The organism is Pseudomonas rhodesiae (assembly GCF_007858255.1).
GTDB classification, from domain to species: domain Bacteria; phylum Pseudomonadota; class Gammaproteobacteria; order Pseudomonadales; family Pseudomonadaceae; genus Aquipseudomonas; species Aquipseudomonas rhodesiae.
Map to the genome: position 1 here is coordinate 62,677 of NZ_VFEU01000021.1, position 23,607 is coordinate 86,283.

20 protein-coding genes are annotated in these 23,607 nt (G+C 60.8%); all 20 read left to right on the forward strand.

All coding sequences use genetic code 11. The features are described 5' to 3' along the window. The first annotated feature begins 51 nt into the window (after positions 1-51). The 20 genes from mnmA (at position 52) to nuoN (ending at position 23,343) form a co-directional block, all read left to right on the forward strand. On the forward strand, positions 52-1,176 hold the full coding sequence (gene mnmA / locus FIV35_RS22745) for a tRNA 2-thiouridine(34) synthase MnmA (RefSeq protein WP_034138582.1): 1,125 nt from the start codon (positions 52-54) through the stop codon (positions 1,174-1,176). Then, entirely contained in the window at positions 1,173-1,796 is a 624-nt protein-coding gene (hflD, locus tag FIV35_RS22750) for a high frequency lysogenization protein HflD (protein ID WP_034138583.1), read from the forward strand. Before mnmA ends, hflD begins: the two co-directional genes overlap by 4 nt. Positions 1,797-1,921: 125 nt before the next feature. Beyond that, a complete protein-coding gene (gene purB / locus FIV35_RS22755; RefSeq protein ID WP_034098692.1) occupies positions 1,922-3,292 on the forward strand; it encodes an adenylosuccinate lyase in 1,371 nt (456 codons plus the stop codon). Between the two features lie 83 nt (positions 3,293-3,375). After that, complete coding sequence (locus tag FIV35_RS22760; RefSeq protein WP_034138584.1) at positions 3,376-4,542, forward strand: ribosomal protein uL16 3-hydroxylase; 1,167 nt, start codon at positions 3,376-3,378, stop codon at positions 4,540-4,542. Further along, a complete protein-coding gene (locus tag FIV35_RS22765) occupies positions 4,535-4,957 on the forward strand; it encodes a GNAT family N-acetyltransferase (protein ID WP_034098695.1) in 423 nt (140 codons plus the stop codon). Before FIV35_RS22760 ends, FIV35_RS22765 begins: the two co-directional genes overlap by 8 nt. Positions 4,958-5,174: 217 nt before the next feature. Continuing rightward, complete coding sequence (locus tag FIV35_RS22770) at positions 5,175-5,912, forward strand: secretin N-terminal domain-containing protein (protein WP_034138585.1); 738 nt, start codon at positions 5,175-5,177, stop codon at positions 5,910-5,912. Between the two features lie 508 nt (positions 5,913-6,420). Then, positions 6,421-7,746, forward strand: coding sequence for an isocitrate lyase (gene aceA, locus FIV35_RS22780; protein WP_034138586.1), 1,326 nt, complete (start codon positions 6,421-6,423; stop codon positions 7,744-7,746). Between the two features lie 655 nt (positions 7,747-8,401). Beyond that, positions 8,402-8,815, forward strand: coding sequence for an NADH-quinone oxidoreductase subunit A (locus FIV35_RS22785; RefSeq protein ID WP_003219575.1), 414 nt, complete (start codon positions 8,402-8,404; stop codon positions 8,813-8,815). Positions 8,816-8,825: 10 nt separating this feature from the next. Then, on the forward strand, positions 8,826-9,500 hold the full coding sequence (locus FIV35_RS22790) for a NuoB/complex I 20 kDa subunit family protein (protein ID WP_003219572.1): 675 nt from the start codon (positions 8,826-8,828) through the stop codon (positions 9,498-9,500). Positions 9,501-9,572: 72 nt separating this feature from the next. Beyond that, positions 9,573-11,357 (forward strand): NADH-quinone oxidoreductase subunit C/D, encoded by a 1,785-nt coding sequence (gene nuoC, locus FIV35_RS22795; RefSeq protein WP_034138587.1) that lies wholly within the window; start codon positions 9,573-9,575, stop codon positions 11,355-11,357. Positions 11,358-11,359: 2 nt separating this feature from the next. After that, the gene (gene nuoE, locus FIV35_RS22800; protein ID WP_003174721.1) at positions 11,360-11,857 is read left to right on the forward strand and encodes an NADH-quinone oxidoreductase subunit NuoE; all 498 of its coding nucleotides are present in this window, start codon (positions 11,360-11,362) and stop codon (positions 11,855-11,857) included. Beyond that, a complete protein-coding gene (nuoF, locus tag FIV35_RS22805; protein ID WP_034098702.1) occupies positions 11,854-13,212 on the forward strand; it encodes an NADH-quinone oxidoreductase subunit NuoF in 1,359 nt (452 codons plus the stop codon). Before nuoE ends, nuoF begins: the two co-directional genes overlap by 4 nt. A 135-nt stretch (positions 13,213-13,347) precedes the next feature. Beyond that, positions 13,348-16,062 (forward strand): NADH-quinone oxidoreductase subunit NuoG, encoded by a 2,715-nt coding sequence (gene nuoG / locus FIV35_RS22810; protein WP_034138588.1) that lies wholly within the window; start codon positions 13,348-13,350, stop codon positions 16,060-16,062. Further along, positions 16,059-17,066, forward strand: a complete 1,008-nt coding sequence (gene nuoH / locus FIV35_RS22815; protein ID WP_017137518.1) for an NADH-quinone oxidoreductase subunit NuoH — start codon at positions 16,059-16,061, stop codon at positions 17,064-17,066. The genes nuoG and nuoH overlap by 4 nt, the downstream gene beginning before the upstream one ends. Before the next feature lie 11 nt (positions 17,067-17,077). After that, the gene (gene nuoI / locus FIV35_RS22820; protein WP_003174725.1) at positions 17,078-17,626 is read left to right on the forward strand and encodes an NADH-quinone oxidoreductase subunit NuoI; all 549 of its coding nucleotides are present in this window, start codon (positions 17,078-17,080) and stop codon (positions 17,624-17,626) included. 9 nt (positions 17,627-17,635) lie between these two features. Continuing rightward, a complete protein-coding gene (gene nuoJ, locus FIV35_RS22825) occupies positions 17,636-18,139 on the forward strand; it encodes an NADH-quinone oxidoreductase subunit J (protein ID WP_016974048.1) in 504 nt (167 codons plus the stop codon). 2 nt (positions 18,140-18,141) lie between these two features. Beyond that, positions 18,142-18,450 (forward strand): NADH-quinone oxidoreductase subunit NuoK, encoded by a 309-nt coding sequence (gene nuoK, locus FIV35_RS22830; RefSeq protein WP_003174727.1) that lies wholly within the window; start codon positions 18,142-18,144, stop codon positions 18,448-18,450. Continuing rightward, positions 18,447-20,300 carry an NADH-quinone oxidoreductase subunit L gene (nuoL, locus tag FIV35_RS22835; RefSeq protein ID WP_034098705.1) on the forward strand — a complete coding sequence of 618 codons (1,854 nt, stop codon included), beginning with the start codon at positions 18,447-18,449 and terminating at the stop codon, positions 20,298-20,300. The genes nuoK and nuoL overlap by 4 nt, the downstream gene beginning before the upstream one ends. A 39-nt stretch (positions 20,301-20,339) precedes the next feature. Continuing rightward, complete coding sequence (gene nuoM / locus FIV35_RS22840) at positions 20,340-21,872, forward strand: NADH-quinone oxidoreductase subunit M (protein ID WP_034138589.1); 1,533 nt, start codon at positions 20,340-20,342, stop codon at positions 21,870-21,872. A 7-nt stretch (positions 21,873-21,879) separates the two neighbouring features. After that, complete coding sequence (gene nuoN / locus FIV35_RS22845) at positions 21,880-23,343, forward strand: NADH-quinone oxidoreductase subunit NuoN (protein ID WP_034098709.1); 1,464 nt, start codon at positions 21,880-21,882, stop codon at positions 23,341-23,343. The last annotated feature ends 264 nt before the right edge of the window (positions 23,344-23,607 follow it).

Here is a 23,607-nt window from a genome sequence, read left to right on the forward strand (position 1 = left end):
GCCGCAGCCTGTTAGAATCGCGTCCTTTTTCAAGACACCCGTTGAAACCCTATGCGTGATCCAGCCCCTTCTGACACACAAAAGAAGCGCGTCATCGTCGGCATGTCCGGCGGCGTGGATTCTTCCGTTTCCGCCGTTCTGCTCATGGAGCAGGGCTATGAGGTGGAAGGCCTGTTCATGAAGAACTGGGAAGAAGACGATGGAACGGAATATTGCACCGCCATGGACGACCTGGCGGATGCCCAGGCCGTGTGCGACAAGATCGGTATCAAGCTGCACACCGCCAACTTCGCCGCCGAGTACTGGGACAACGTGTTCGAGCACTTCCTGGCCGAATACAAGGCCGGTCGCACGCCGAACCCGGACATCCTGTGCAACCGCGAAATCAAGTTCAAGGCGTTCCTCGACTACGCCATGATGCTCGGCGCCGACCTGATTGCCACAGGCCACTATGTGCGCCGTCGCGATATCGACGGGCGCACCGAGCTGCTCAAGGGCCTGGACCCGAACAAAGACCAGAGTTACTTCCTGCATGCCGTCGGTGGCGAACAGATCGCCAAGACCTTGTTCCCCGTGGGCGAACTGGAAAAGCCCGAAGTGCGCAAGATTGCCGAGCAGCACGGCCTGGCCACCGCCAAGAAGAAGGATTCCACCGGGATCTGCTTTATCGGCGAACGCCGCTTCAGCGACTTCCTCAAGCAATACCTGCCGGCACAACCGGGCGAGATCAAGACCACCGAAGGTGAAGTCATCGGCCGTCATCATGGCCTGATGTATCACACCATCGGTCAACGCCAGGGCCTGGGGATCGGCGGCCTAAAAGACGCCGGTGAAGAACCGTGGTACGTGCTGGTTAAAGACCTGGAGCACAACGTGCTGATCGTCGGCCAGGGCAATGAACACCCACTGCTGTTCTCCGGCGCGCTGTTGGCGTCGGAAATCTACTGGGTCAACCCGATCGACCTCAGCACCCCGCGCCGCCTGACCGCCAAAGTGCGCTATCGCCAGAGCGATCAGCCCTGCACCCTGGAAAAAACCACCAACGGCTACCGCGCCACCTTCGATGACCCGCAACGCGCTGTCACCCCTGGCCAGTCCGTGGTGTTCTATGACGGCGAGATCTGCCTGGGCGGTGGCGTGATCGAAGTCGCCGAACCCTGGAGCAACCCGGCATGAGCCCGATCCAGGAGCAATTGACCGCACTGGGCGGTGTATTTCTGGCCGCCGTGCTGGTGGACAAGATCGCCAAGACCGGCCAGGTCAGCGAGGCGGGCCTGACCTGCATGCTCGGCAGCCTGCTGATCCGCGACCCCAAGGACACCCTGGAAGTCTACGGCGGCGACGACCTGGCGCTGCGTGAAGGTTATCGCGCCCTGATCGGCGCCCTGGAACGCGACCCCAGCACCTTGCAACGCGAGCCACTGCGGTACGCCCTGTCGATGCTCGGTCTGGAGCGCCAATTGGCCAAGCGCGAGGACATGCTGGAGACCATCGGCAAGCGTCTGCCACAAATCCAGTCCCAGGTGGAGCACTTCGGCCCGGCCCACGAAAACGTGATCGCCGCCTGTGGTGCGCTGTACCAAGACACCTTGAGCACCCTGCGCCAACGCATCCAGGTGCATGGCGACATGCGCAACCTGCAACAACCGAACAATGCTTCGAAGATCCGCGCCCTGTTGCTGGCCGGTATTCGTTCGGCGCGGTTATGGCGCCAGTTGGGCGGTCATCGTTGGCAGTTGGTCATCAGCCGTCGCAAATTGCTTAAAGAGCTTTACCCGTTGATGCGCAACGAATAAGTCGCAGCAGCAGGCTGTTTTCAAGCCGTTACGCGTAATACGCCGGTCAGTTGGCGACGGACCGGCGGATTTTTTCATGTATGATACGCGCCCCATTTCGTTGCCCGACTGTCCGAGAACACCCCATGCAGCTCTCTTCGCTCACTGCGGTTTCCCCTGTTGACGGCCGCTACGCCGGCAAAACCCAGGCCCTGCGCCCAATTTTCAGCGAGTACGGCCTGATCCGTGCCCGCGTTCTGGTTGAAGTGCGCTGGCTCCAGCGCCTGGCCGCTCACCCCGCCATCAGCGAAGTGCCGGCGTTTTCCGCCGAAGCCAACGCCGTGCTCAACACCCTGGCGGAAAATTTCTCCCTGGAGCACGCCGAGCGTGTGAAAGAGATCGAGCGCACCACCAACCACGACGTAAAAGCCATCGAGTACCTGCTAAAAGAGCAAGCGGCCAAGCTGCCGGAACTGGCCCAGGTCAGCGAGTTCATCCACTTTGCCTGCACCAGCGAGGACATCAACAACCTGTCCCACGCCCTGATGCTGCGCGAAGGCCGTGATGACGTGATGCTGCCGCTGATGCGCCAGACCGCCAACGCTATCCGCGAGCTGGCGATCCGTTTCGCCGACGTGCCGATGCTGTCGCGCACCCACGGCCAACCGGCCTCGCCTACCACTCTGGGCAAAGAGCTGGCCAACGTGGTCTACCGCCTGGAGCGCCAGATCGCCCAAGTGGCCGCCGTGCCGTTGCTGGGCAAGATCAACGGCGCCGTGGGCAACTACAACGCCCACCTGTCGGCCTACCCCGAGATCGACTGGGAAGCCAACGCCCGTGCATTCATCGAAGACGAGCTGGGCCTGGGCTTCAACCCGTACACCACACAGATCGAACCGCACGACTACATCGCCGAGCTGTTCGACGCCATTGCGCGCTTCAACACCATCCTGATCGACTTCGATCGCGATATCTGGGGCTACATCTCCCTGGGCTACTTCAAGCAGCGCACCATTGCCGGCGAAATCGGTTCGTCGACCATGCCGCACAAGGTCAACCCGATCGACTTCGAAAACTCCGAAGGCAACCTCGGCATCGCCAACGCCCTGTTTCAGCACCTGGCCAGCAAGTTGCCGATCTCTCGCTGGCAGCGCGATCTGACCGATTCCACCGTACTGCGTAACCTCGGCGTGGGCTTCGCTCACAGCGTGATCGCGTACGAAGCCAGCCTCAAAGGCATCAGCAAACTGGAACTCAACGAGCAGAAAATCGCCGCTGACCTGGACGCTTGCTGGGAAGTACTGGCCGAGCCGATCCAGACCGTGATGCGTCGCTACAACATCGAAAACCCCTACGAGAAGCTCAAAGAGTTGACGCGTGGCAAGGGCATCAGCCCTGAAGCGCTGCAAACTTTCATCGATGGCCTGGATATGCCAGCTGCTGCCAAGGCCGAGCTGAAACTGCTCACCCCGGCCAATTACATCGGTAATGCCGTGGCCCAGGCCAAGCGCATCTGATCCAAGCAAGACCCTTGAGACGCCCGGCCGCGCCGGGCGTTTTTATTCCAGTCTGAAAAGTGCTTTTTTTCAATAGGTTACACATGAATCCTGATATCCCTCTTCAACTTCTGGGCGGCATCACGGCACGGGAATTCCTGCGCGACTACTGGCAGAAAAAACCGTTGCTGATCCGTCAGGCCATCCCTGACTTCGAAAGCCCCATCGACGCCGACGAACTGGCCGGCCTGGCCTTGGAAGAAGAAGTCGAATCGCGCCTGGTGATCGAGCACGGCGAACGTCCATGGGAACTGCGCCGCGGCCCGTTTGCCGAAGACGCCTTCAGCACACTGCCCGAGCGCGAATGGACCCTGCTGGTGCAAGCGGTCGATCAGTTCGTACCGGAAGTGGCCGAACTGCTAGAGCAGTTCCGCTTCCTGCCAAGCTGGCGCATCGACGATGTGATGATCAGCTTTGCCGCGCCCGGCGGCAGCGTCGGCCCGCACTTCGATAACTACGATGTGTTCCTGCTGCAGGCCCAAGGCAAGCGCAACTGGAAGATCGGCCAGATGTGCAACTCCGAGAGCCCGCTGCTGCAACATGCCGACCTGCGCATCCTGGCTGAATTCGAAGAAAGCGCCGAATGGGTACTGGAACCGGGTGACATGCTCTACCTGCCACCGCGCCTGGCCCACTACGGCATTGCCGAAGACGATTGCATGACCTACTCCGTCGGCTTCCGCGCCCCAAGCGCAGCCGAAGTGTTGACCCACTTCACCGACTTCCTCGCTCAATACCTGACCGACGAAGAGCGCTACACCGACGCCGACGTCCAACCGGTCAGCGACCCACACCAGATCCAGAGCGACGCCCTCGATCGCCTCAAGAGCCTGCTGGCCGAGCATATGAGCGACGAGCGCATGCTGCTGACCTGGTTCGGCCAGTTCATGACCGAGCCGCGCTATCCGGAGCTAGTGGCCGGCGAAGAGCTGGGAGAAGAGGACTTCATCAACAGCCTGGAAGACGGCGCGATTCTGGTGCGCAACCCGAGCGCGCGCATGGCCTGGTCGGAAGTGGACGATGACGTGCTGCTGTTCGCCAGCGGCCAGAGTCGCTACCTGCCGGGTAAATTGCGCGAACTGCTGAAAATGATTTGTTCCGCCGATGCCCTGCACGCCGAGAACCTCGGCCCATGGCTGGCGGACGAAGACGGTCGAGCTCTGCTGTGCGAACTGGTCAAGCAAGGAAGCCTGGGATTTGCCGATGAATAAGATTCACGTAAGTGTCGCGGACTGGCATAAGGATATCGCAGAGATTCGGCGCATTCGTGAAGCGGTGTTTATCGCTGAACAATCGGTCCCACCTGAACTGGAGTGGGACTCGGACGACGCAGATGCCATGCATTTTCTCGCGTACGAGGGTGACTTTCCGATTGGTACTGCTCGCCTGCTGCCCAGCGGCGAGATCGGCCGCGTGTCGGTACTCAAGGACTGGCGCGGTCTGAAGGTAGGCGACAAGTTGATGGAGGCGGTGATCGAAGCGGCTGAGAAACGTGGCCAGACCAAGCAATTCCTCAGCGCCCAGGTGTATGCCGCACCGTTCTATGAGCGCTTGGGTTTCGAGATCGTCAGCGATGAGTTCCTGGAAGTCGGGATCCCTCATGTCGATATGGTGCGCGGAGCCTGATTCGAGATCGCGTCGCTGCTATCGGGGGCAAGCCCCCTCCCACATTTGAAATGTACAGGGTCAACATGTGGGAGGGGGCTTGCCCCCGATAGCTATTTCAGCACCACCAGCAATGCCCTGCCATGTGGGGCATTTTGCCGTCTACGATTCAATAAGCGACCGCCCAGGCCGACAAACTGGCACTATCACGCCTAATTGACTCGCAGAGATAACGGACATGTCCCTACGTACCCTGCTCACCGCCCTTCTCCTGGCCGTCAGCGTCTCGGCCAACGCCGACACCGAAGTCGTCAACCTGAGCAACCGCACCAGCGCCGACCTGCTGCCGGTGGCGCAGAATTTTATCGGCAAGGACGGTACCGTCAGCGCCTATGGCAACCAGCTGATCGTCGACGCGGCCCCAGACAAGGTGCAGGGATTACGCACCCTGCTGGCACAACTGGATACGCCAGCCAAGCGCCTGCTGATCACCGTCGACACCAATGAAAACAATCAGCAGGACACCGGCGACAGCCAGACCCGCATCATCAGCTACGGCACCGTCAGCCGCGACGGCGGCATTCAGCAGATCCAGGCCAGTGAAGGCGTGCCCGCACTGATCCAGGTCGGCCAGAGCGTGCCGCTGACCACCACCTCGCAAGACAGCTACGGGCGCCTGCAAAACCAGACCCAGTATCGCAACGTCACCCAAGGGTTCTATGTCACCGCCAGTGTCACCGGCGACACCGTACACCTGGCGATCAGTACCAACCGTGACCGCATGAGCCAGGAACGTCCCGATGTAGTGAACGTGCAGAGCACCGACACAACCATCAGCGGCCGCTTGGGCGAGTGGATTCCTCTGGCCGGCATCAATCGCCAGACTCAGGCCGATAAAACCTCCACAACCCGCACCTACTCTACGCAGGGCCGCGATGACCTGACATTGCGGGTCAAGGTCGACACCCTGAACTGAAGCACCAAAAACTGACTGACGAGTCGTATTAGACTAAAGATGTAGTGCTTAAAAAAAAGCACTACAAAACATTTGACGATCGAAAAAAGCCTGGGCATGATGGCCTCGCTCCCGCTAATCAGGGGCCCTGGCAAGGGCCTTCGGATCGTCGCTCCAAGCTACCCACCCGAGCCGATTCGTGTCTGTACCGCCCACAAGGCGTGTTTGACGAGGTTGCGACTGGAACGAAGTTGTCCCGAGGGACGGAAGCTAACCAGGTAACCCGGCAACACACTGATGGATCGTACAAAGGCCCACGACGCCTGAAGACCGTTCGCAGTCTGCCCTTACCTGCTCAACTCCCCCCTTGAGCCCATCGTTCACCCCGTCGCCTACCCCGTCGAACCTGACCTGACCGCCTACGCTTCTGATCAGCGAGCAGCCATGACCACGCACTGACTACAGTGGCTGGCCAACGGAATGTTCAACCCAGTAGATTTTCCACAAAGACGCGACGAGGTTTTTCCCCATGGCACTGACACGCGAACAGCAAATTGCAGCCCTTGAAAAAGACTGGGCTGAGAACCCACGCTGGAAAGGCGTAACCCGCGCTTACTCCGCTGCTGACGTCGTCCGCCTGCGCGGCTCGGTTCAACCTGAGCACACCTTTGCAAAACTCGGCGCCGAGAAGCTGTGGAACCTGGTCACTCAAGGTGCCAAGCCATCCTTCCGTCCCGACAAAGATTTCGTTAACTGCATGGGCGCCCTCACTGGCGGCCAGGCAGTCCAGCAGGTAAAAGCCGGTATCCAGGCGATCTACCTGTCCGGCTGGCAAGTGGCGGCGGACAACAACTCCGCTGAATCCATGTACCCCGACCAATCGCTGTACCCGGTGGACTCCGTACCGACCGTGGTCAAGCGCATCAACAACTCGTTCCGTCGCGCCGACCAGATCCAGTGGAAAGCCGGCAAGAACCCAGGCGACGAAGGCTACATCGACTACTTCGCGCCGATCGTGGCTGACGCCGAAGCCGGTTTCGGCGGCGTACTGAACGCCTACGAGCTGATGAAGAGCATGATCGAGGCAGGCGCTGCCGGCGTGCACTTCGAAGACCAACTGGCGTCCGTGAAGAAATGCGGCCACATGGGTGGCAAGGTGCTTGTACCGACCCAGGAAGCGGTACAGAAACTGACCGCGGCGCGTCTGGCTGCTGACGTTGCCGGCACGCCGACCATCATCCTGGCCCGCACCGACGCCAACGCTGCCGACCTGCTGACTTCGGACTGCGACCCGTACGACCAGCCGTTCGTCACGGGCGAGCGTACCCAGGAAGGCTTCTACAAAGTGCGCGCAGGTCTGGATCAAGCCATCGCCCGCGGCTTGGCCTATGCCCCGTACGCCGACCTGATCTGGTGCGAAACCGCCAAGCCGGATCTGGCCGAAGCCCGTCGCTTCGCCGAAGCAATCAAGAAGGAATACCCGGACCAACTGCTGTCCTACAACTGCTCGCCTTCTTTCAACTGGAAGAAGAACCTGGACGACGCGACCATCGCCAAATTCCAGCGCGAACTGTCCGCCATGGGCTACAAGCACCAGTTCATCACCCTGGCCGGCATCCACAACATGTGGCACAGCATGTTCAACCTGGCGCACGACTACGCCCGCAACGACATGACCGCTTACGTCAAGCTGCAGGAGCAGGAGTTCGCTGACGCCGCCAAGGGCTACACCTTCGTGGCCCACCAGCAGGAAGTGGGCACCGGCTACTTCGACGACATGACCACCGTGATCCAGGGCGGCACCTCGTCCGTGACCGCGCTGACCGGTTCGACCGAAGAAGAGCAGTTTCACTGATCGATGTGAGTACACGGCCACGGCGGACTTCTTAAAAAGCTAACCGCAGTGCCGCACGATCTGACGCCCCGACTGGTTCGGGGCGTTTTTTTGCCCGCACACACCTCATCGATTCAATAAGGACCCAATGTGAGAGCGGGCTTGCCCCCGATAGAGGTGGATCAGCAAGAAAGCTATAGCCTGACACTCAGCCATCGGGGGCAACCACCCTCCCACATGAGGAACCTTGCAACCTGAAGATTTTGTACAAAACCTTGATCCAGAGCGGTATTCGTTGCAGATAAATCGGTTAAAAGATCCGCTTCAACAACTAGCGGTAACCGAGCAAGTAACGGCAACTTCCCTCGCCACACCACGACCACCCGCTTAAAACTCGCCCAAACAATATTCATTATCATTTAGAACATAGAAACTTCGTTACAACCTAAACAAAACACAATTGATCAAATGCCCGCTAATGCCCACGCCACAAGGGCTGCAGCCCCACAAAGGTGCACTATGTCCTTATTCCACCGAATAATTTCGCCATCGGAATTTTACTTGCCCGGTGTTTAGCCATAAAATCAACGCGATTGACTACGCTGCGACATATCGTCACTGCATCGTTACTTTTTTCGAGCTCAGAGACCTTTGCTCTCTGTTAAGGATTTCCAGCATGACCGAAGCGACAGGACTCATGGCCCACAACTGGGGCTTTGCCATTTTCCTCCTCGGTGTTGTCGGCCTCTGCGCCTTCATGCTCGGCGTCTCCAGCCTCCTCGGGTCAAAAGCCTGGGGCCGCAGCAAAAACGAACCGTTCGAGTCCGGCATGCTACCTACAGGTGGCGCCCGCTTGCGGCTCTCAGCCAAATTCTATCTGGTCGCGATGCTGTTCGTGATCTTCGATATCGAAGCCCTCTTTCTCTTTGCCTGGTCTGTGTCCGTCCGCGAAAGCGGCTGGACCGGATTCGTCGAAGCTCTCGTTTTCATAGCAATTCTGTTGGCAGGTCTTGTCTACCTGTTCCGAGTGGGCGCCCTTGACTGGGCTCCGGAAGCTCGTCGCAAGCGGCAAGCGAAGCTGAAACAATGAGGCTTTGGCGATGCAATACAATCTCACCAGGATCGACCCGGATGCTCCTAACGAGCAGTACCCCATCGGCGAACGGGAAACCGTCTCCGATCCGTTAGAAGATCAAGTCCACAAAAACATCTACATGGGCAAACTCGAAGACGTGCTGAGTGGCGCGGTCAACTGGGGGCGTAAGAACTCCCTGTGGCCGTACAACTTCGGCCTTTCGTGCTGCTACGTGGAAATGACCACCGCCTTCACGGCGCCCCACGACATTGCACGCTTCGGCGCCGAAGTGATCCGGGCCTCGCCGCGCCAGGCGGATTTCATGGTTATCGCCGGTACCTGCTTTATCAAGATGGCGCCGATCATCCAGCGTCTCTACGAGCAAATGCTCGAGCCGAAGTGGGTTATCTCCATGGGTTCGTGCGCCAACTCCGGTGGCATGTACGATATCTACTCCGTGGTCCAGGGGGTGGACAAGTTCCTGCCCGTGGACGTCTACGTGCCTGGCTGCCCGCCCCGTCCTGAAGCATTTCTGCAAGGCTTGATGCTGTTGCAGGAATCGATTGGCAAGGAGCGTCGCCCACTTTCCTGGGTTGTCGGAGATCAAGGCGTATACCGCGCCGAGATGCCGTCACAAAAGGAACAGCGCCGCGAACAGCGTATTCAGGTCACCAACCTGCGCAGCCCCGACGAAGTCTGATCCAGCGCCGCTTCTTTCATAGAACGAAAACCTGGCTTCATTCTTTACGTTGACCGAAAGCGATAAAAAACCATGACTACAGGCAGTGCTCTGTACATCCCGCCTTATAAGGCAGACGACCAGGATGTGGTCGTCGAACTCAATAACCGTTTTGGCCCTGACGCCTTCACCGCCCAGGCCACGCGCACCGGTATGCCGGTGTTGTGGGTGGCGCGCGCCAAGCTCGTCGAAGTCCTGACCTTCCTGCGCCACCTGCCCAAGCCGTACGTCATGCTTTATGACCTGCATGGCGTGGACGAGCGTCTGCGCACCAAGCGCCAGGGGCTGCCGAGCGGCGCCGATTTCACCGTGTTCTATCACCTGATGTCGCTGGAACGTAACAGCGATGTGATGATCAAGGTCGCGCTGTCCGAGAGCGACCTGAGCATCCCGACCGTGACCGGCATCTGGCCGAATGCCAGCTGGTACGAGCGCGAAGTCTGGGACATGTTCGGCATCGACTTCCCGGGTCACCCGCACCTGTCGCGCATCATGATGCCGCCGACCTGGGAAGGTCACCCGTTGCGCAAGGACTTCCCGGCCCGCGCCACGGAATTCGACCCGTTCAGCCTCAACCTCGCCAAGCAGCAGCTTGAAGAAGAGGCCGCGCGCTTCCGCCCGGAAGACTGGGGCATGAAGCGTTCCGGCGCCAACGAGGACTACATGTTCCTCAACCTGGGCCCTAACCACCCTTCGGCCCACGGTGCCTTCCGCATCATCCTGCAGCTGGACGGCGAAGAAATCGTCGACTGCGTACCGGACATCGGCTACCACCACCGTGGCGCCGAGAAGATGGCCGAGCGTCAGTCCTGGCACAGCTTCATCCCGTACACCGACCGTATCGACTACCTCGGCGGCGTGATGAACAACCTGCCGTACGTGCTCTCGGTCGAGAAGCTGGCCGGCATCAAGGTGCCAGACCGCGTCGACACCATCCGCATCATGATGGCCGAGTTCTTCCGCATCACCAGCCACCTGCTGTTCCTGGGTACCTATATCCAGGACGTCGGCGCCATGACCCCGGTGTTCTTCACCTTCACCGACCGTCAGCGCGCCTACAAGGTCATCGAGGCCATCACCGGCTTCCGCCTGCACCCGGCCTGGTATCGCATTGGTGGTGTGGCCCACGACCTGCCGAACGGCTGGGAGCGCCTGGTCAAGGAGTTCGTCGAGTGGATGCCCAAGCGTCTGGACGAGTACCAGAAGGCCGCCCTGGACAACAGCATCCTCAAGGGTCGTACCATCGGCGTCGCCCAGTACAACACCAAGGAAGCCCTGGAATGGGGCGTCACCGGTGCTGGCCTGCGTTCCACCGGTTGCGATTTCGACCTGCGTAAAGCACGCCCGTATTCCGGCTATGAGAACTTCGAGTTCGAAGTACCGCTGGCGGCCAACGGCGATGCCTACGACCGTTGCATCGTACGCGTCGAAGAAATGCGCCAGAGCCTGAAGATCATCGAGCAGTGCATGCGCAATATGCCGGCAGGTCCGTACAAGGCGGATCACCCGCTGACCACGCCTCCGCCGAAAGAGCGCACGCTGCAGCACATCGAAACCCTGATCACGCACTTCCTGCAAGTTTCGTGGGGCCCGGTCATGCCGGCCAACGAATCCTTCCAGATGATTGAAGCGACCAAGGGTATCAACAGTTATTACCTGACGAGCGATGGCGGCACCATGAGCTACCGCACCCGGATTCGCACCCCAAGCTTCGCCCACTTGCAGCAGATCCCTTCGGTGATCAAAGGCGAGATGGTCGCGGACTTGATTGCGTACCTGGGTAGTATCGATTTCGTTATGGCCGACGTGGACCGCTAAGCATGAACAGCACGCTTATCCAGACAGACCGTTTCACCTTGAGTGAAACCGAGCGCTCGGCCATCGAGCACGAGCTGCATCACTACGAAGACCCGCGCGCGGCGTCGATCGAAGCCTTGAAGATCGTCCAGAAGGAACGTGGCTGGGTACCGGACGGTGCCCTCTACGCCATCGGCGAGATCCTCGGCATCCCCGCCAGCGACGTTGAAGGCGTGGCCACGTTCTACAGCCAGATCTTCCGTCAGCCGGTCGGGCGCCACATCATTCGCGTGTGCGACAGCATGGTCTGCTACATCGGCGGTCACGAATCCGTGGTCAGCGAAATCCAGAACAAGCTGGGCATCGGCCTCGGCCAGACCACCCCGGACGGCCGCTTCACGCTGCTGCCGGTGTGCTGCCTGGGCAACTGCGACAAGGCGCCGGCGTTGATGATCGACGACGACACATTCGGTGACGTGCAGCCCGCTGGCGTGACCCAATTGCTCGAGGGCTACCCATGACCCTGACTTCTTTCGGCCCGGCCAACCGCATCCAGCGGTCGCCCGAAACTCATCCATTGACCTGGCGCCTGCGCGACGATGCCGAACCGGTATGGTTTGACGAGTACCAGGCCAAGAACGGTTACGCCGCAGCGCGCAAGGCCTTCGCCGACATGGCCCAGGACGATATCGTCCAGACCGTGAAAGACGCCGGCCTCAAAGGCCGCGGCGGTGCAGGCTTCCCCACGGGCGTCAAATGGGGCCTGATGCCCAAGGACGAATCCATCAACATCCGCTACCTCTTGTGCAACGCGGATGAAATGGAGCCCAACACCTGGAAAGACCGCATGCTGATGGAGCAACTGCCCCATCTGCTGATCGAAGGCATGCTGATCAGTGCCCGCGCACTGAAGACCTACCGTGGCTACATCTTCCTGCGCGGCGAATACACCACCGCCGCCAAGCACCTCAACCGTGCCGTCGAAGAAGCCAAGGCTGCCGGCCTGCTGGGCAAGAATATCCTCGGTTCGGGTTTTGACTTCGAACTGTTCGTGCACACCGGCGCCGGGCGTTATATCTGCGGTGAAGAAACCGCGTTGATCAACTCCCTCGAAGGCCGTCGCGCCAACCCGCGCTCCAAGCCGCCCTTCCCTGCCGCCGTGGGCGTTTGGGGCAAGCCGACCTGCGTGAACAACGTCGAGACCCTGTGCAACGTGCCGGCGATCATCGCCGACGGCGTGGACTGGTACAAATCCCTGGCCCGCGAAGGCAGCGAAGACATGGGCACCAAGCTCATGGGCTTCTCCGGCAAGGTCAAGAATCCTGGCCTGTGGGAGCTGCCCTTCGGCGTGACTGCCCGCGAGCTGTTCGAGGACTACGCCGGCGGCATGCGCGACGGCTACACCTTGAAAGCCTGGCAGCCAGGTGGCGCCGGTACCGGTTTCCTGCTGCCCGAGCACCTCGACGCCCAAATGTACGCCGGCGGCATCGGCAAGGTGGGCACCCGCATGGGTACGGGCCTGGCGATGGCGGTGGACAACACCGTCAACATGGTCTCGTTGCTGCGCAACATGGAGCAGTTCTTCGCCCGTGAATCCTGCGGCTTCTGCACCCCATGCCGCGATGGCCTGCCGTGGAGCGTCAAGCTGCTGATGGCCCTGGAAAAAGGCGAAGGCCGCGAGGGTGATATCGAGACCCTGCTGGGTCTGGTCGGTTTCCTCGGCCCAGGCAAGACCTTCTGTGCTCACGCACCGGGCGCCGTGGAGCCGTTGGGCAGCGCAATCAAATACTTCCGCTCTGAATTCGAGGCCGGCATCGCGCCAACCCGCGCAGGCGATCTAAATCAGGTGGTATCACCGACCATGGTCGGTGCGTAACGCTTAAACAGGCGAAGGGTCCGTGCCCTTCGCCTTGTCATGTGCTGACGCCTTTAAGGCTGTGTAGATGCACATGAATAACAAGATTCCATTAGCCACGCCCGCTGACAACGGGCCAACGAAGAACTTTGAACCATGGCCACTATCCACGTAGACGGCAAAGCGCTCGAAGTCGATGGGGCGGACAACCTGTTACAGGCGTGTCTGTCACTAGGCCTCGACATCCCTTATTTCTGCTGGCACCCCGCGCTTGGTAGCGTCGGTGCCTGTCGCCAGTGTGCGGTCAAGCAATACACCGACGAGAACGACACCCGTGGTCGTATCGTCATGTCCTGCATGACCCCAGCCACCGACAACACCTGGATCTCCATCGACGATGAAGAATCCAAGGCGTTCCGCGCCAGTGTCGTCGAGTGGCTGATGACCAACCACCCTCACGACTGCCCGGTCTGTGAGGAAGGCGGTCACTGCCACCTGCAGGACATGACGGTGATGACCGGCCACAACGAGCGCCGCTATCGCTTCACCAAGCGTACCCACCAGAACCAGGACCTCGGCCCGTTCATATCCCACGAGATGAACCGCTGCATCGCCTGCTACCGCTGCGTGCGCTTCTATAAAGACTACGCCGGCGGCACCGACCTTGGCGTATTCGGCGCCCACGACAACGTGTACTTCGGTCGCGTCGAAGACGGCGTGCTGGAAAGCGAGTTCTCCGGCAACCTCACCGAGGTCTGCCCGACCGGTGTGTTCACCGACAAGACTCACTCCGAGCGTTACAACCGTAAGTGGGACATGCAATTCGCCCCGAGCATCTGCCATGGCTGCTCCAGCGGTTGCAACATCTCCCCGGGCGAACGCTACGGCGAGCTGCGTCGCATCGAAAACCGCTTCAACGGTTCGGTCAACCAGTACTTCCTGTGCGACCGTGGCCGTTTCGGCTATGGCTATGTCAACCGCGAAGACCGCCCACGCCAGCCAATGTTGACCGGCGGCGCGACGCTGAGCACCGACGAAGCCTTGGATAAAGCCGCCGACCTGCTGCGCGGCCGCACGATCGTCGGCATCGGCTCGCCACGCGCCAGCCTCGAAAGCAACTATGCGTTGCGCGAACTGGTCGGCGCCGAGCACTTCTACAGCGGTATCGAAGCCGGTGAGTTGGAGCGTATCCGCCTGGTCCTGCAGGTGCTGAACGACAGCCCGCTGCCGGTGCCGAACATGCGCGACATCGAAGACCACGACGCGATCTTCGTGCTCGGCGAAGACCTGACCCAGACCGCCGCGCGTATCGCGTTGTCGCTGCGTCAGTCGGTCAAAGGCAAGGCTGAAGAGATGGCCGACGCCATGCGCGTACAGCCTTGGCTCGACGCCGCCGTGAAAAACATCGGCCAGCACGCGCTGAACCCACTGTTCATCGCTAGCCTGGCGGAAACCAAGCTCGACGATATCGCCGAAGAATGCGTGCACGCTGCCCCCGACGACCTGGCCCGCCTCGGTTTCGCCGTGGCTCATGCCCTGGACGCGAGCGCCCCTGCCGTCGACGGCCTGGACGCCGAAGCCGTCGAATTGGCCCAACGCATCGCCGACGCGCTGCTGGCCGCCAAACGTCCGCTGATCATCGCCGGCACCTCGCTGGGTTCCAAGGCACTGATCGAGGCCGCCGCCAACATCGCCAAGGCCTTGAAGCTGCGCGACAAGAACGGCTCCATCAGCCTGGTGGTACCGGAAGCCAACAGCCTCGGCCTGGCCATGCTTGGTGGCGAATCCGTGGATGCCGCGCTACAAGCGGTGATCGACGGCAACGCCGACGCCATCGTGGTGCTGGAAAACGATCTGTATACCCGCACCGACGCGGCCAAGGTGGACGCCGCCTTGAACGCCGCCAAGGTGCTGATCGTCGCCGACCACCAGAAGACCGCCACCAGCGACCGTGCCGACCTGGTACTGCCAGCCGCCACCTTCGCCGAAGGCGACGGCACCCTGGTCAGTCAGGAAGGCCGTGCGCAGCGCTTCTTCCAGGTGTTCGATCCGAAGTACATGGACGCCAGCATCCTGGTTCATGAAGGCTGGCGCTGGCTGCATGCCCTGCGCTCCACCCTGCTGAACCGGCCGATCGACTGGACCCAGCTCGACCACGTCACCGCCGCCACTGCCGCGAGCGCGCCGCAACTGGCACGTATCGTCGACGCCGCGCCGTCCGCAGCATTCCGCATCAAGGGTCTGAAACTGGCCCGTGAGCCGCTGCGTTATTCCGGTCGTACCGCCATGCGCGCCGATATCAGCGTGCATGAACCGCGTACGCCGCAAGATAACGACACCGCGTTCGCCTTCTCCATGGAAGGTTATTCGGGTTCGGCCGAACCGCGTCAGCAAGTGCCGTTCGCCTGGTCGCCAGGTTGGAACTCGCCACAAGCGTGGAACAAGTTCCAGGACGAAGTCGGTGGCCACATCCGCGCCGGCGACCCAGGCACTCGCCTGATCGAAACCCAGGGCGATTCGCTGAACTGGTTCGCGGCGGTCCCGCGTCCTTTCAACCCGGCCCCGGGCACCTGGCAGGTCGTGCCGTTCTTCCACCTGTTCGGCAGCGAGGAGAACTCTTCCAAGGCCGCACCGGTTCAGGAGCGCATCCCCGCCGCCTACGTGTCCATGGCCAAGTCCGAAGCCGACCGCCTGGGTGTCAACGACGGTGCCCTGCTGAGCTTGAACGTTGCCGGCCAGACCCTGCGTCTGCCGCTGCGTATCAACGAAGAGCTGAGTGCCGGCCTGGTTGCACTGCCTAAAGGCCTCGCCGGCATCCCGCCGGCGATCTTCGGCAAAACCGTTGACGGTCTGCAGGAGGCAGCGCAATGACCTGGTTCACCCCTGAAGTGATCGACGTGATCATCTCGGTCGTCAAGGCCATCGTGATCCTGTTGGCCGTGGTCGTGGCGGGCGCCCTGCTCAGCTTCGTCGAACGTCGCCTGCTGGGCTGGTGGCAGGACCGTTATGGCCCGAACCGCGTTGGCCCATTCGGCATGTTCCAGATCGCCGCCGACATGTTGAAGATGTTCTTCAAGGAAGACTGGACCCCGCCGTTTGCCGACAAGGTGATCTTCACCCTGGCGCCGGTCGTGGCCATGAGCGCCTTGCTGATCGCCTTCGCGATCATCCCGATCACCCCGACCTGGGGCGTGGCGGACCTGAACATCGGCTTGCTGTTCTTCTTTGCCATGGCCGGTCTGTCGGTCTATGCGGTGCTGTTCGCCGGTTGGTCGAGCAACAACAAGTTCGCCCTGCTGGGCAGCTTGCGGGCCTCGGCCCAGACCGTGTCCTACGAAGTGTTCATGGGCCTGGCGCTGATGGGCATCGTGGTGCAGGTCGGCTCGTTCAACATGCGCGACATCGTCGAGTACCAGGCGCAGAACCTGTGGTTCATCATTCCGCAGTTCTTCGGCTTCTGTACTTTCTTCATCGCTGGCGTGGCCGTGACGCACCGTCACCCGTTCGACCAGCCGGAAGCGGAACAGGAACTGGCCGACGGTTACCACATTGAATACGCCGGCATGAAGTGGGGCATGTTCTTCGTCGGTGAGTACATCGGCATCATCTTGATCTCGGCCCTGTTGGTCACGCTGTTCTTCGGCGGCTGGCACGGACCATTCGGCATCCTGCCGCAGCTGGCGTTCTTCTGGTTCTTCCTGAAGACCGCGTTCTTTATCATGCTGTTTATCCTGCTGCGCGCTTCCATTCCGCGTCCACGGTATGACCAGGTGATGGATTTCAGCTGGCGCTTCTGCCTGCCGCTGACCCTGATCAATTTGCTGGTGACTGCTGCCGTTGTGTTGTTGAACACGCCAGCGGGCGCGGTTCAGTGAGGATTTGACCCATGTTCAAATATATTGGCGACATCGTTAAGGGTACCGGTACCCAGTTGCGAAGCCTGGTGATGGTTTTCGGCCATGGCTTCCGCAAACGCGACACCCTGCAATACCCGGAAGAAGCGGTGTACCTGCCGCCGCGCTATCGCGGCCGCATCGTGCTGACCCGCGACCCCGATGGCGAAGAGCGTTGCGTGGCCTGCAACCTGTGCGCCGTGGCGTGCCCGGTGGGTTGCATCTCCCTGCAGAAAGCTGAAACCGAAGACGGTCGCTGGTACCCGGACTTCTTCCGCATCAACTTCTCGCGCTGCATCTTCTGCGGCCTCTGCGAGGAAGCTTGCCCGACCACCGCGATCCAGCTCACACCGGATTTCGAGATGGCCGAGTTCAAACGTCAGGACCTGGTGTACGAGAAAGAAGATCTGTTGATCTCTGGTCCCGGTAAAAACCCTGATTACAACTTCTATCGTGTTGCAGGTATGGCCGTTGCCGGTAAGCCAAAAGGCGCCGCACAAAACGAAGCCGAGCCGATCAACGTGAAGAGCTTGCTGCCTTAAGGAAGAAAGATGGAATTCGCTTTCTATTTCGCATCGGGTATCGCGGTTGTGTCCACGCTTCGCGTGATCACCAACACCAACCCCGTGCACGCCCTGCTCTACCTGATCATTTCGCTGATCGCCGTGGCCATGACCTTTTTCAGCCTCGGCGCACCGTTCGCCGGTGTACTGGAAGTGATCGCCTACGCCGGCGCCATCATGGTGCTGTTCGTGTTTGTGGTGATGATGCTCAACCTGGGGCCGGCTTCGGTCGCCCAGGAACGCGTCTGGCTCAAGCCCGGCATCTGGCTCGGCCCGGTTGTCCTCGCGGCCCTGCTGCTGGGTGAACTGCTGTATGTACTGTTCGCTCACCAGAGCGGCCAGGCCATCGGCCACACCACTGTGGATGCAAAAGCCGTGGGCATCAGCCTGTTCGGCCCGTACCTGCTGGTGGTCGAACTGGCGTCGATGCTGCTGCTCGCCGCAGCCGTCACCGCCTTCCACTTGGGCCGCAACGAAGCCAAGGAGCAATGACGATGCCTGCTATCCCCTTGGAGCATGGTCTGGCGGTCGCCGGCATCCTGTTCTGCCTTGGCCTGGTCGGCCTGATGGTTCGCCGTAACATTCTGTTCGTGTTGATGAGCCTGGAAATCATGATGAACGCCGCAGCACTGGCCTTCATCGTTGCGGGTGCACGTTGGGGCCAGCCGGATGGACAAGTCATGTTCATCTTGGTGATCAGCCTGGCAGCGGCCGAGGCCAGTATCGGCCTGGCGATCCTGCTGCAGCTGTATCGTCGCTTCCACACGCTTGATATCGACGCTGCCAGTGAGATGCGCGGATGAACATGATCTTTCTGACTTTCCTGTTTCCCCTGATCGGGTTCCTGCTGCTGTCGTTCTCTCGCGGGCGCTGGTCGGAAAACCTTTCGGCCTTGATCGGCGTGGGGTCCATTGGCCTGTCGGCGATCGTCGCCGCCTACGTCATCTGGCAATTCAACGTGGCGCCGCCGGAAGGTGGTCACTACACCCTGGTGCTGTGGCAGTGGATGTCGGTGGAAGGCTTCAAGCCCAACTTCGCCCTCTACATCGATGGCCTGTCGATCACCATGCTTGGCGTGGTGGTGGGCGTGGGTTTCCTGATCCACCTGTTCGCGTCCTGGTACATGCGCGGTGAAGCGGGCTACTCGCGCTTCTTCTCGTACACCAACCTGTTTATCGCCAGCATGCTGTTCCTGGTGCTCGGCGATAACCTGTTGTTCCTGTACTTCGGCTGGGAAGGCGTGGGCCTGTGCTCGTACCTGTTGATCGGTTTCTACTACAGCAACCGCAACAACGGTAACGCCGCACTTAAAGCGTTTATCGTCACCCGTATCGGCGACGTGTTCATGGCCATCGGCCTGTTCATCCTGTTCCAACAGGTGGGCACGCTGAACATCCAGGAACTGCTGGTGCTGGCGCCACAGAAATTCCAGGTCGGTGACTTCTGGATCACCCTGGCGACCCTGATGCTGCTGGGCGGCGCCGTGGGTAAATCCGCGCAACTGCCACTGCAGACCTGGCTGGCGGACGCGATGGCCGGTCCTACCCCGGTGTCGGCCCTGATCCACGCCGCAACCATGGTGACCGCGGGTGTCTACCTGATCGCCCGTACCCATGGCCTGTTCACCCTGGCGCCGGAGATCCTGCACCTGGTCGGCCTGGTCGGCGGCGTGACTCTGGTACTGGCCGGCTTTGCCGCGCTGGTGCAGACCGACATCAAGCGTATCCTCGCCTACTCGACCATGAGCCAGATCGGCTACATGTTCCTGGCCCTGGGCGTCGGCGCCTGGGACGCGGCGATCTTCCACCTGATGACCCACGCCTTCTTCAAGGCGCTGCTGTTCCTCGCTTCCGGTGCGGTGATCGTGGCATGCCACCACGAGCAGAACATCTTCAAGATGGGCGGCCTGTGGAAGAAACTGCCATTGGCCTACGCCAGCTTCATCGTCGGTGGTGCCGCCCTGGCCGCCCTGCCGCTGGTGACCGCCGGTTTCTACTCCAAGGACGAAATCCTCTGGGAAGCCTTTGCCAGCGGCAACCAGAACCTGCTGTACGCAGGCCTGGTCGGTGCCTTCATGACCTCGCTGTACACCTTCCGCCTGATCTTCATCACCTTTCACGGTGAAGCCAAGACCGAAGCGCACGCAGGCCATGGCATCTCCCACTGGCTGCCACTGTCGGTGCTGATCATCCTGTCGACCTTTATCGGCGCCATGATCACCCCGCCACTGGCCGGCGTATTGCCGGAAAGCGTGGGCCATGCCGGCGGCGACGCCAAGCACAGCCTGGAAATCGCCTCGGGCGCCATTGCCATTGCCGGTATCCTGCTGGCAGCCCTGCTGTTCCTTGGCAAGCGCCGCTTCGTGACCGCCGTGGCCAACAGTGGCATCGGCCGTTTCCTGTCGGCCTGGTGGTTCGCTGCCTGGGGCTTCGACTGGATCTACGACAAACTGTTCGTCAAGCCGTACCTGGCCATCAGCCATGTACTGCGTAAAGACCCGCTCGACCAGACCATTGGTTTGATCCCGCGCGCGGCCAAAGGCGGTCACACCGCGCTGAGCCGCAGCGAGACCGGCCAATTGCGTTGGTATGCGGCTTCCATGGCGGCTGGCGCCGTGCTGGTGATCGGCGCCATCGTAGTGGTAGCGGTCTGATATGAACTTTGCGAACTTGCGAAAGGAAACGAGCCCGTCATGATTCTGCCCTGGCTAATCCTGATCCCCTTTATCGGCGGCCTGCTCTGCTGGATGGGTGAACGCTTCGGCGCCACCCTCCCCCGCTGGATTGCGTTGCTGACCATGTCCGTGGAACTCGCGCTCGGCCTCTGGCTGTGGGCCCATGGCGACTATTCATTTGCTCCGGCACCGGGTGTCGATCCCACCTTCGCGCTTGAATTCAAGCACGTGTGGATCCAGCGCTTCGGCATCAACGTGCACCTGGCCCTCGACGGCCTGTCGCTGTTGATGATCCTGCTGACCGGCCTGCTGGGTATTCTCTCGGTACTCTGCTCCTGGAAAGAAATCCAGCGTCACGTGGGCTTCTTCCACCTGAACCTGATGTGGATCCTGGGCGGTGTGGTCGGCGTATTCCTCGCCCTCGACCTGTTCATGTTCTTCTTCTTCTGGGAAATGATGCTGGTGCCGATGTACTTCCTCATCGCGCTCTGGGGTCACAGTTCTTCGGACGGCAAGAAAACCCGGATCTACGCGGCGACCAAGTTCTTCATCTTCACTCAGGCTTCCGGCTTGATCATGTTGGTGGCGATCCTGGGTCTGGTGCTGGTCAACTTCAATAACACCGGCGTGATTACCTTCAACTACGCCGACCTGTTGAAGACCAAGATGTCCCTGACCACCGAGTACGTGCTGATGCTGGGCTTCTTCATCGCCTTCGCGGTGAAGCTGCCGGTGGTGCCGTTCCACTCCTGGTTGCCGGACGCTCACGCCCAGGCACCGACTGCCGGTTCCGTGGACCTGGCCGGTATCCTGTTGAAGACCGCTGCGTATGGTCTGCTGCGTTTCGCCCTGCCGCTGTTCCCGAATGCTTCGGCCGAATTTGCGCCGATCGCCATGACCCTCGGTCTGATCGGGATTTTCTACGGTGCGTTCCTGGCCTTTGCGCAAACCGACATCAAGCGTCTGATTGCCTTCTCGTCCGTTTCCCATATGGGCTTCGTACTGATCGGCATCTATTCCGGCAGCCAACTGGCGCTGCAAGGTGCAGTGATCCAGATGCTGGCTCACGGCGTTTCGGCCGCGGCCCTGTTTATCCTCAGTGGTCAGCTGTACGAGCGTCTGCACACCCGTGACATGCGCGAGATGGGTGGCGTGTGGTCGCGCATTGCCTACCTGCCGGCGATCAGCCTGTTCTTCGCCGCCGCGTCCCTGGGCCTGCCGGGCACCGGCAACTTCATCGGCGAATTCCTGATCCTGATGGGCGCGTTCGTACAAACGCCGTGGATCAGCGCCATCGCCACCTCCGGTCTGGTGTTCGGTTCGGTCTACTCGCTGATCATGATCCACCGCGCTTACTTCGGCCCCGCCAAGTCCGACACTGTCCTCAAAGGGATGGATGCGCGCGAACTGATCATGGTGCTCGGTCTTGCGGTATTGCTGATCTACATCGGCGTGTACCCGCAACCGTTCCTGGACACTTCTGCCGCAACGATGCATGGCGTGCAGCAGTGGTTCGGCATCGCCTTCTCTCAACTCGCTTCGGCCCGGTAAGAGCGCTATGGAATTCACGATCCAACACTTTATCGCGCTTGCGCCGCTGCTGATCACCAGCCTCACCATCGTGGTGGTGATGCTGGCGATCGCCTGGCGCCGCAATCACTCGCAAACGTTCCTGCTGTCCTGCGCCGGGTTGAACCTGGCCCTGCTGTCGATCATTCCGGCCCTTAAGGTCGCGCCGTTGGCGGTCACCCCGCTGATGATGATCGATGACTTCGCACTGCTGTACATCGCGTTGATCCTGGTGGCCACCCTGGCGTGCGTCACCCTCGCCCACGCCTACCTCGGCGAAGGCGGCACCGGCTACCCGGGCAACCGCGAAGAGCTGTACCTGCTGATCCTGCTGGCTGCGGCCGGCGGTATCGTGCTGGTCAGCGCCCAGCACCTGGCAGGCCTGTTCATCGGTTTGGAACTGCTGTCGATCCCGACGTACGGCCTGGTGGCCTATGCCTTCTTCAACAAGCGCTCTTTGGAAGCCGGCATCAAGTACATGGTGCTGTCGGCCGCCGGTTCCGCGTTCCTGTTGTTCGGTATGGCCTTGCTCTACGCCGAAGCCGGCAGCCTGAGCTTCACCGGTATCGGTCATGCCTTGGCCGCCACCAACATGCCTGCACCGATAGCCCAACTGGGCCTGGCGATGATGCTGATCGGCCTGGCCTTCAAACTGTCGCTGGTGCCGTTCCACCTGTGGACCCCGGACGTGTACGAAGGCGCCCCGGCGCCGGTGGCTGCGTTCCTGGCGACCGCGTCGAAAGTGGCAGTGTTTGCGGTGATGGTGCGTCTGTTCCAGATCTCCCCCGCTGCCAACACCGGCGTGCTGAGCAACGTACTGACCGTGATCGCCATTGCGTCGATCCTGTTCGGTAACCTGCTGGCGCTGACTCAAAACAACCTCAAGCGTCTGCTGGGTTACTCGTCTATCGCCCACTTCGGCTACCTGCTGATCGCCCTGGTGGCGAGCAAAGGCCTGGCCGTGGAAGCCATCGGTGTGTATCTGGTTACCTACGTGATCACCAGCCTTGGCGCATTCGGCGTGATTACCCTGATGTCCTCCCCTTACAAGGGCCGTGACGCTGACGCTCTGTACGAATACCGTGGCCTGTTCTGGCGCCGTCCGTACCTGACCGCTGTACTGACCGTGATGATGCTGTCCCTGGCCGGTATCCCGCTGACTGCGGGCTTTATCGGCAAGTTCTACATTATCGCTACCGGTGTCGAAGCCCATGAGTGGTGGCTGGTTGCCTCGCTGATTCTGGGCAGCGCCATCGGCGTGTTCTACTACCTGCGCGTGATGGTCACCCTGTACCTGATCGAGCCGAACCTGCGTCGTGTGGATGCCGAGCTGCATTGGGAACAGAAAGCCGGCGGCGTGATGCTGCTGGCCATCGCCCTGCTCGCCTTCTTCCTCGGCGTCTACCCACAGCCGTTGCTCACCCTGGTGCAGCACGCGGTGCTGGGTGTTTGATCGCTTAGCGGGACGTGAGTAAACAAAAACGGCGCCTTCGGGCGCCGTTTTTGCATTGTGGGGATTGGGTTGAAGGTTTGCAGCGCAGTGCCAAGCCGGGTTTAACAGTGCCTTTGGTGGGGCTGCTGCGCAGCCCGGCGCGGGGCAAGCCCGCTCATACATGGACGCCCCCAGTATGCCAAGCACTCAATTCGTGAAAACACAGACGGGATAAGGTTGCAGCCATACATCCGGACTTTAAGTGAGGCGGTGCCTCTGTCCCTG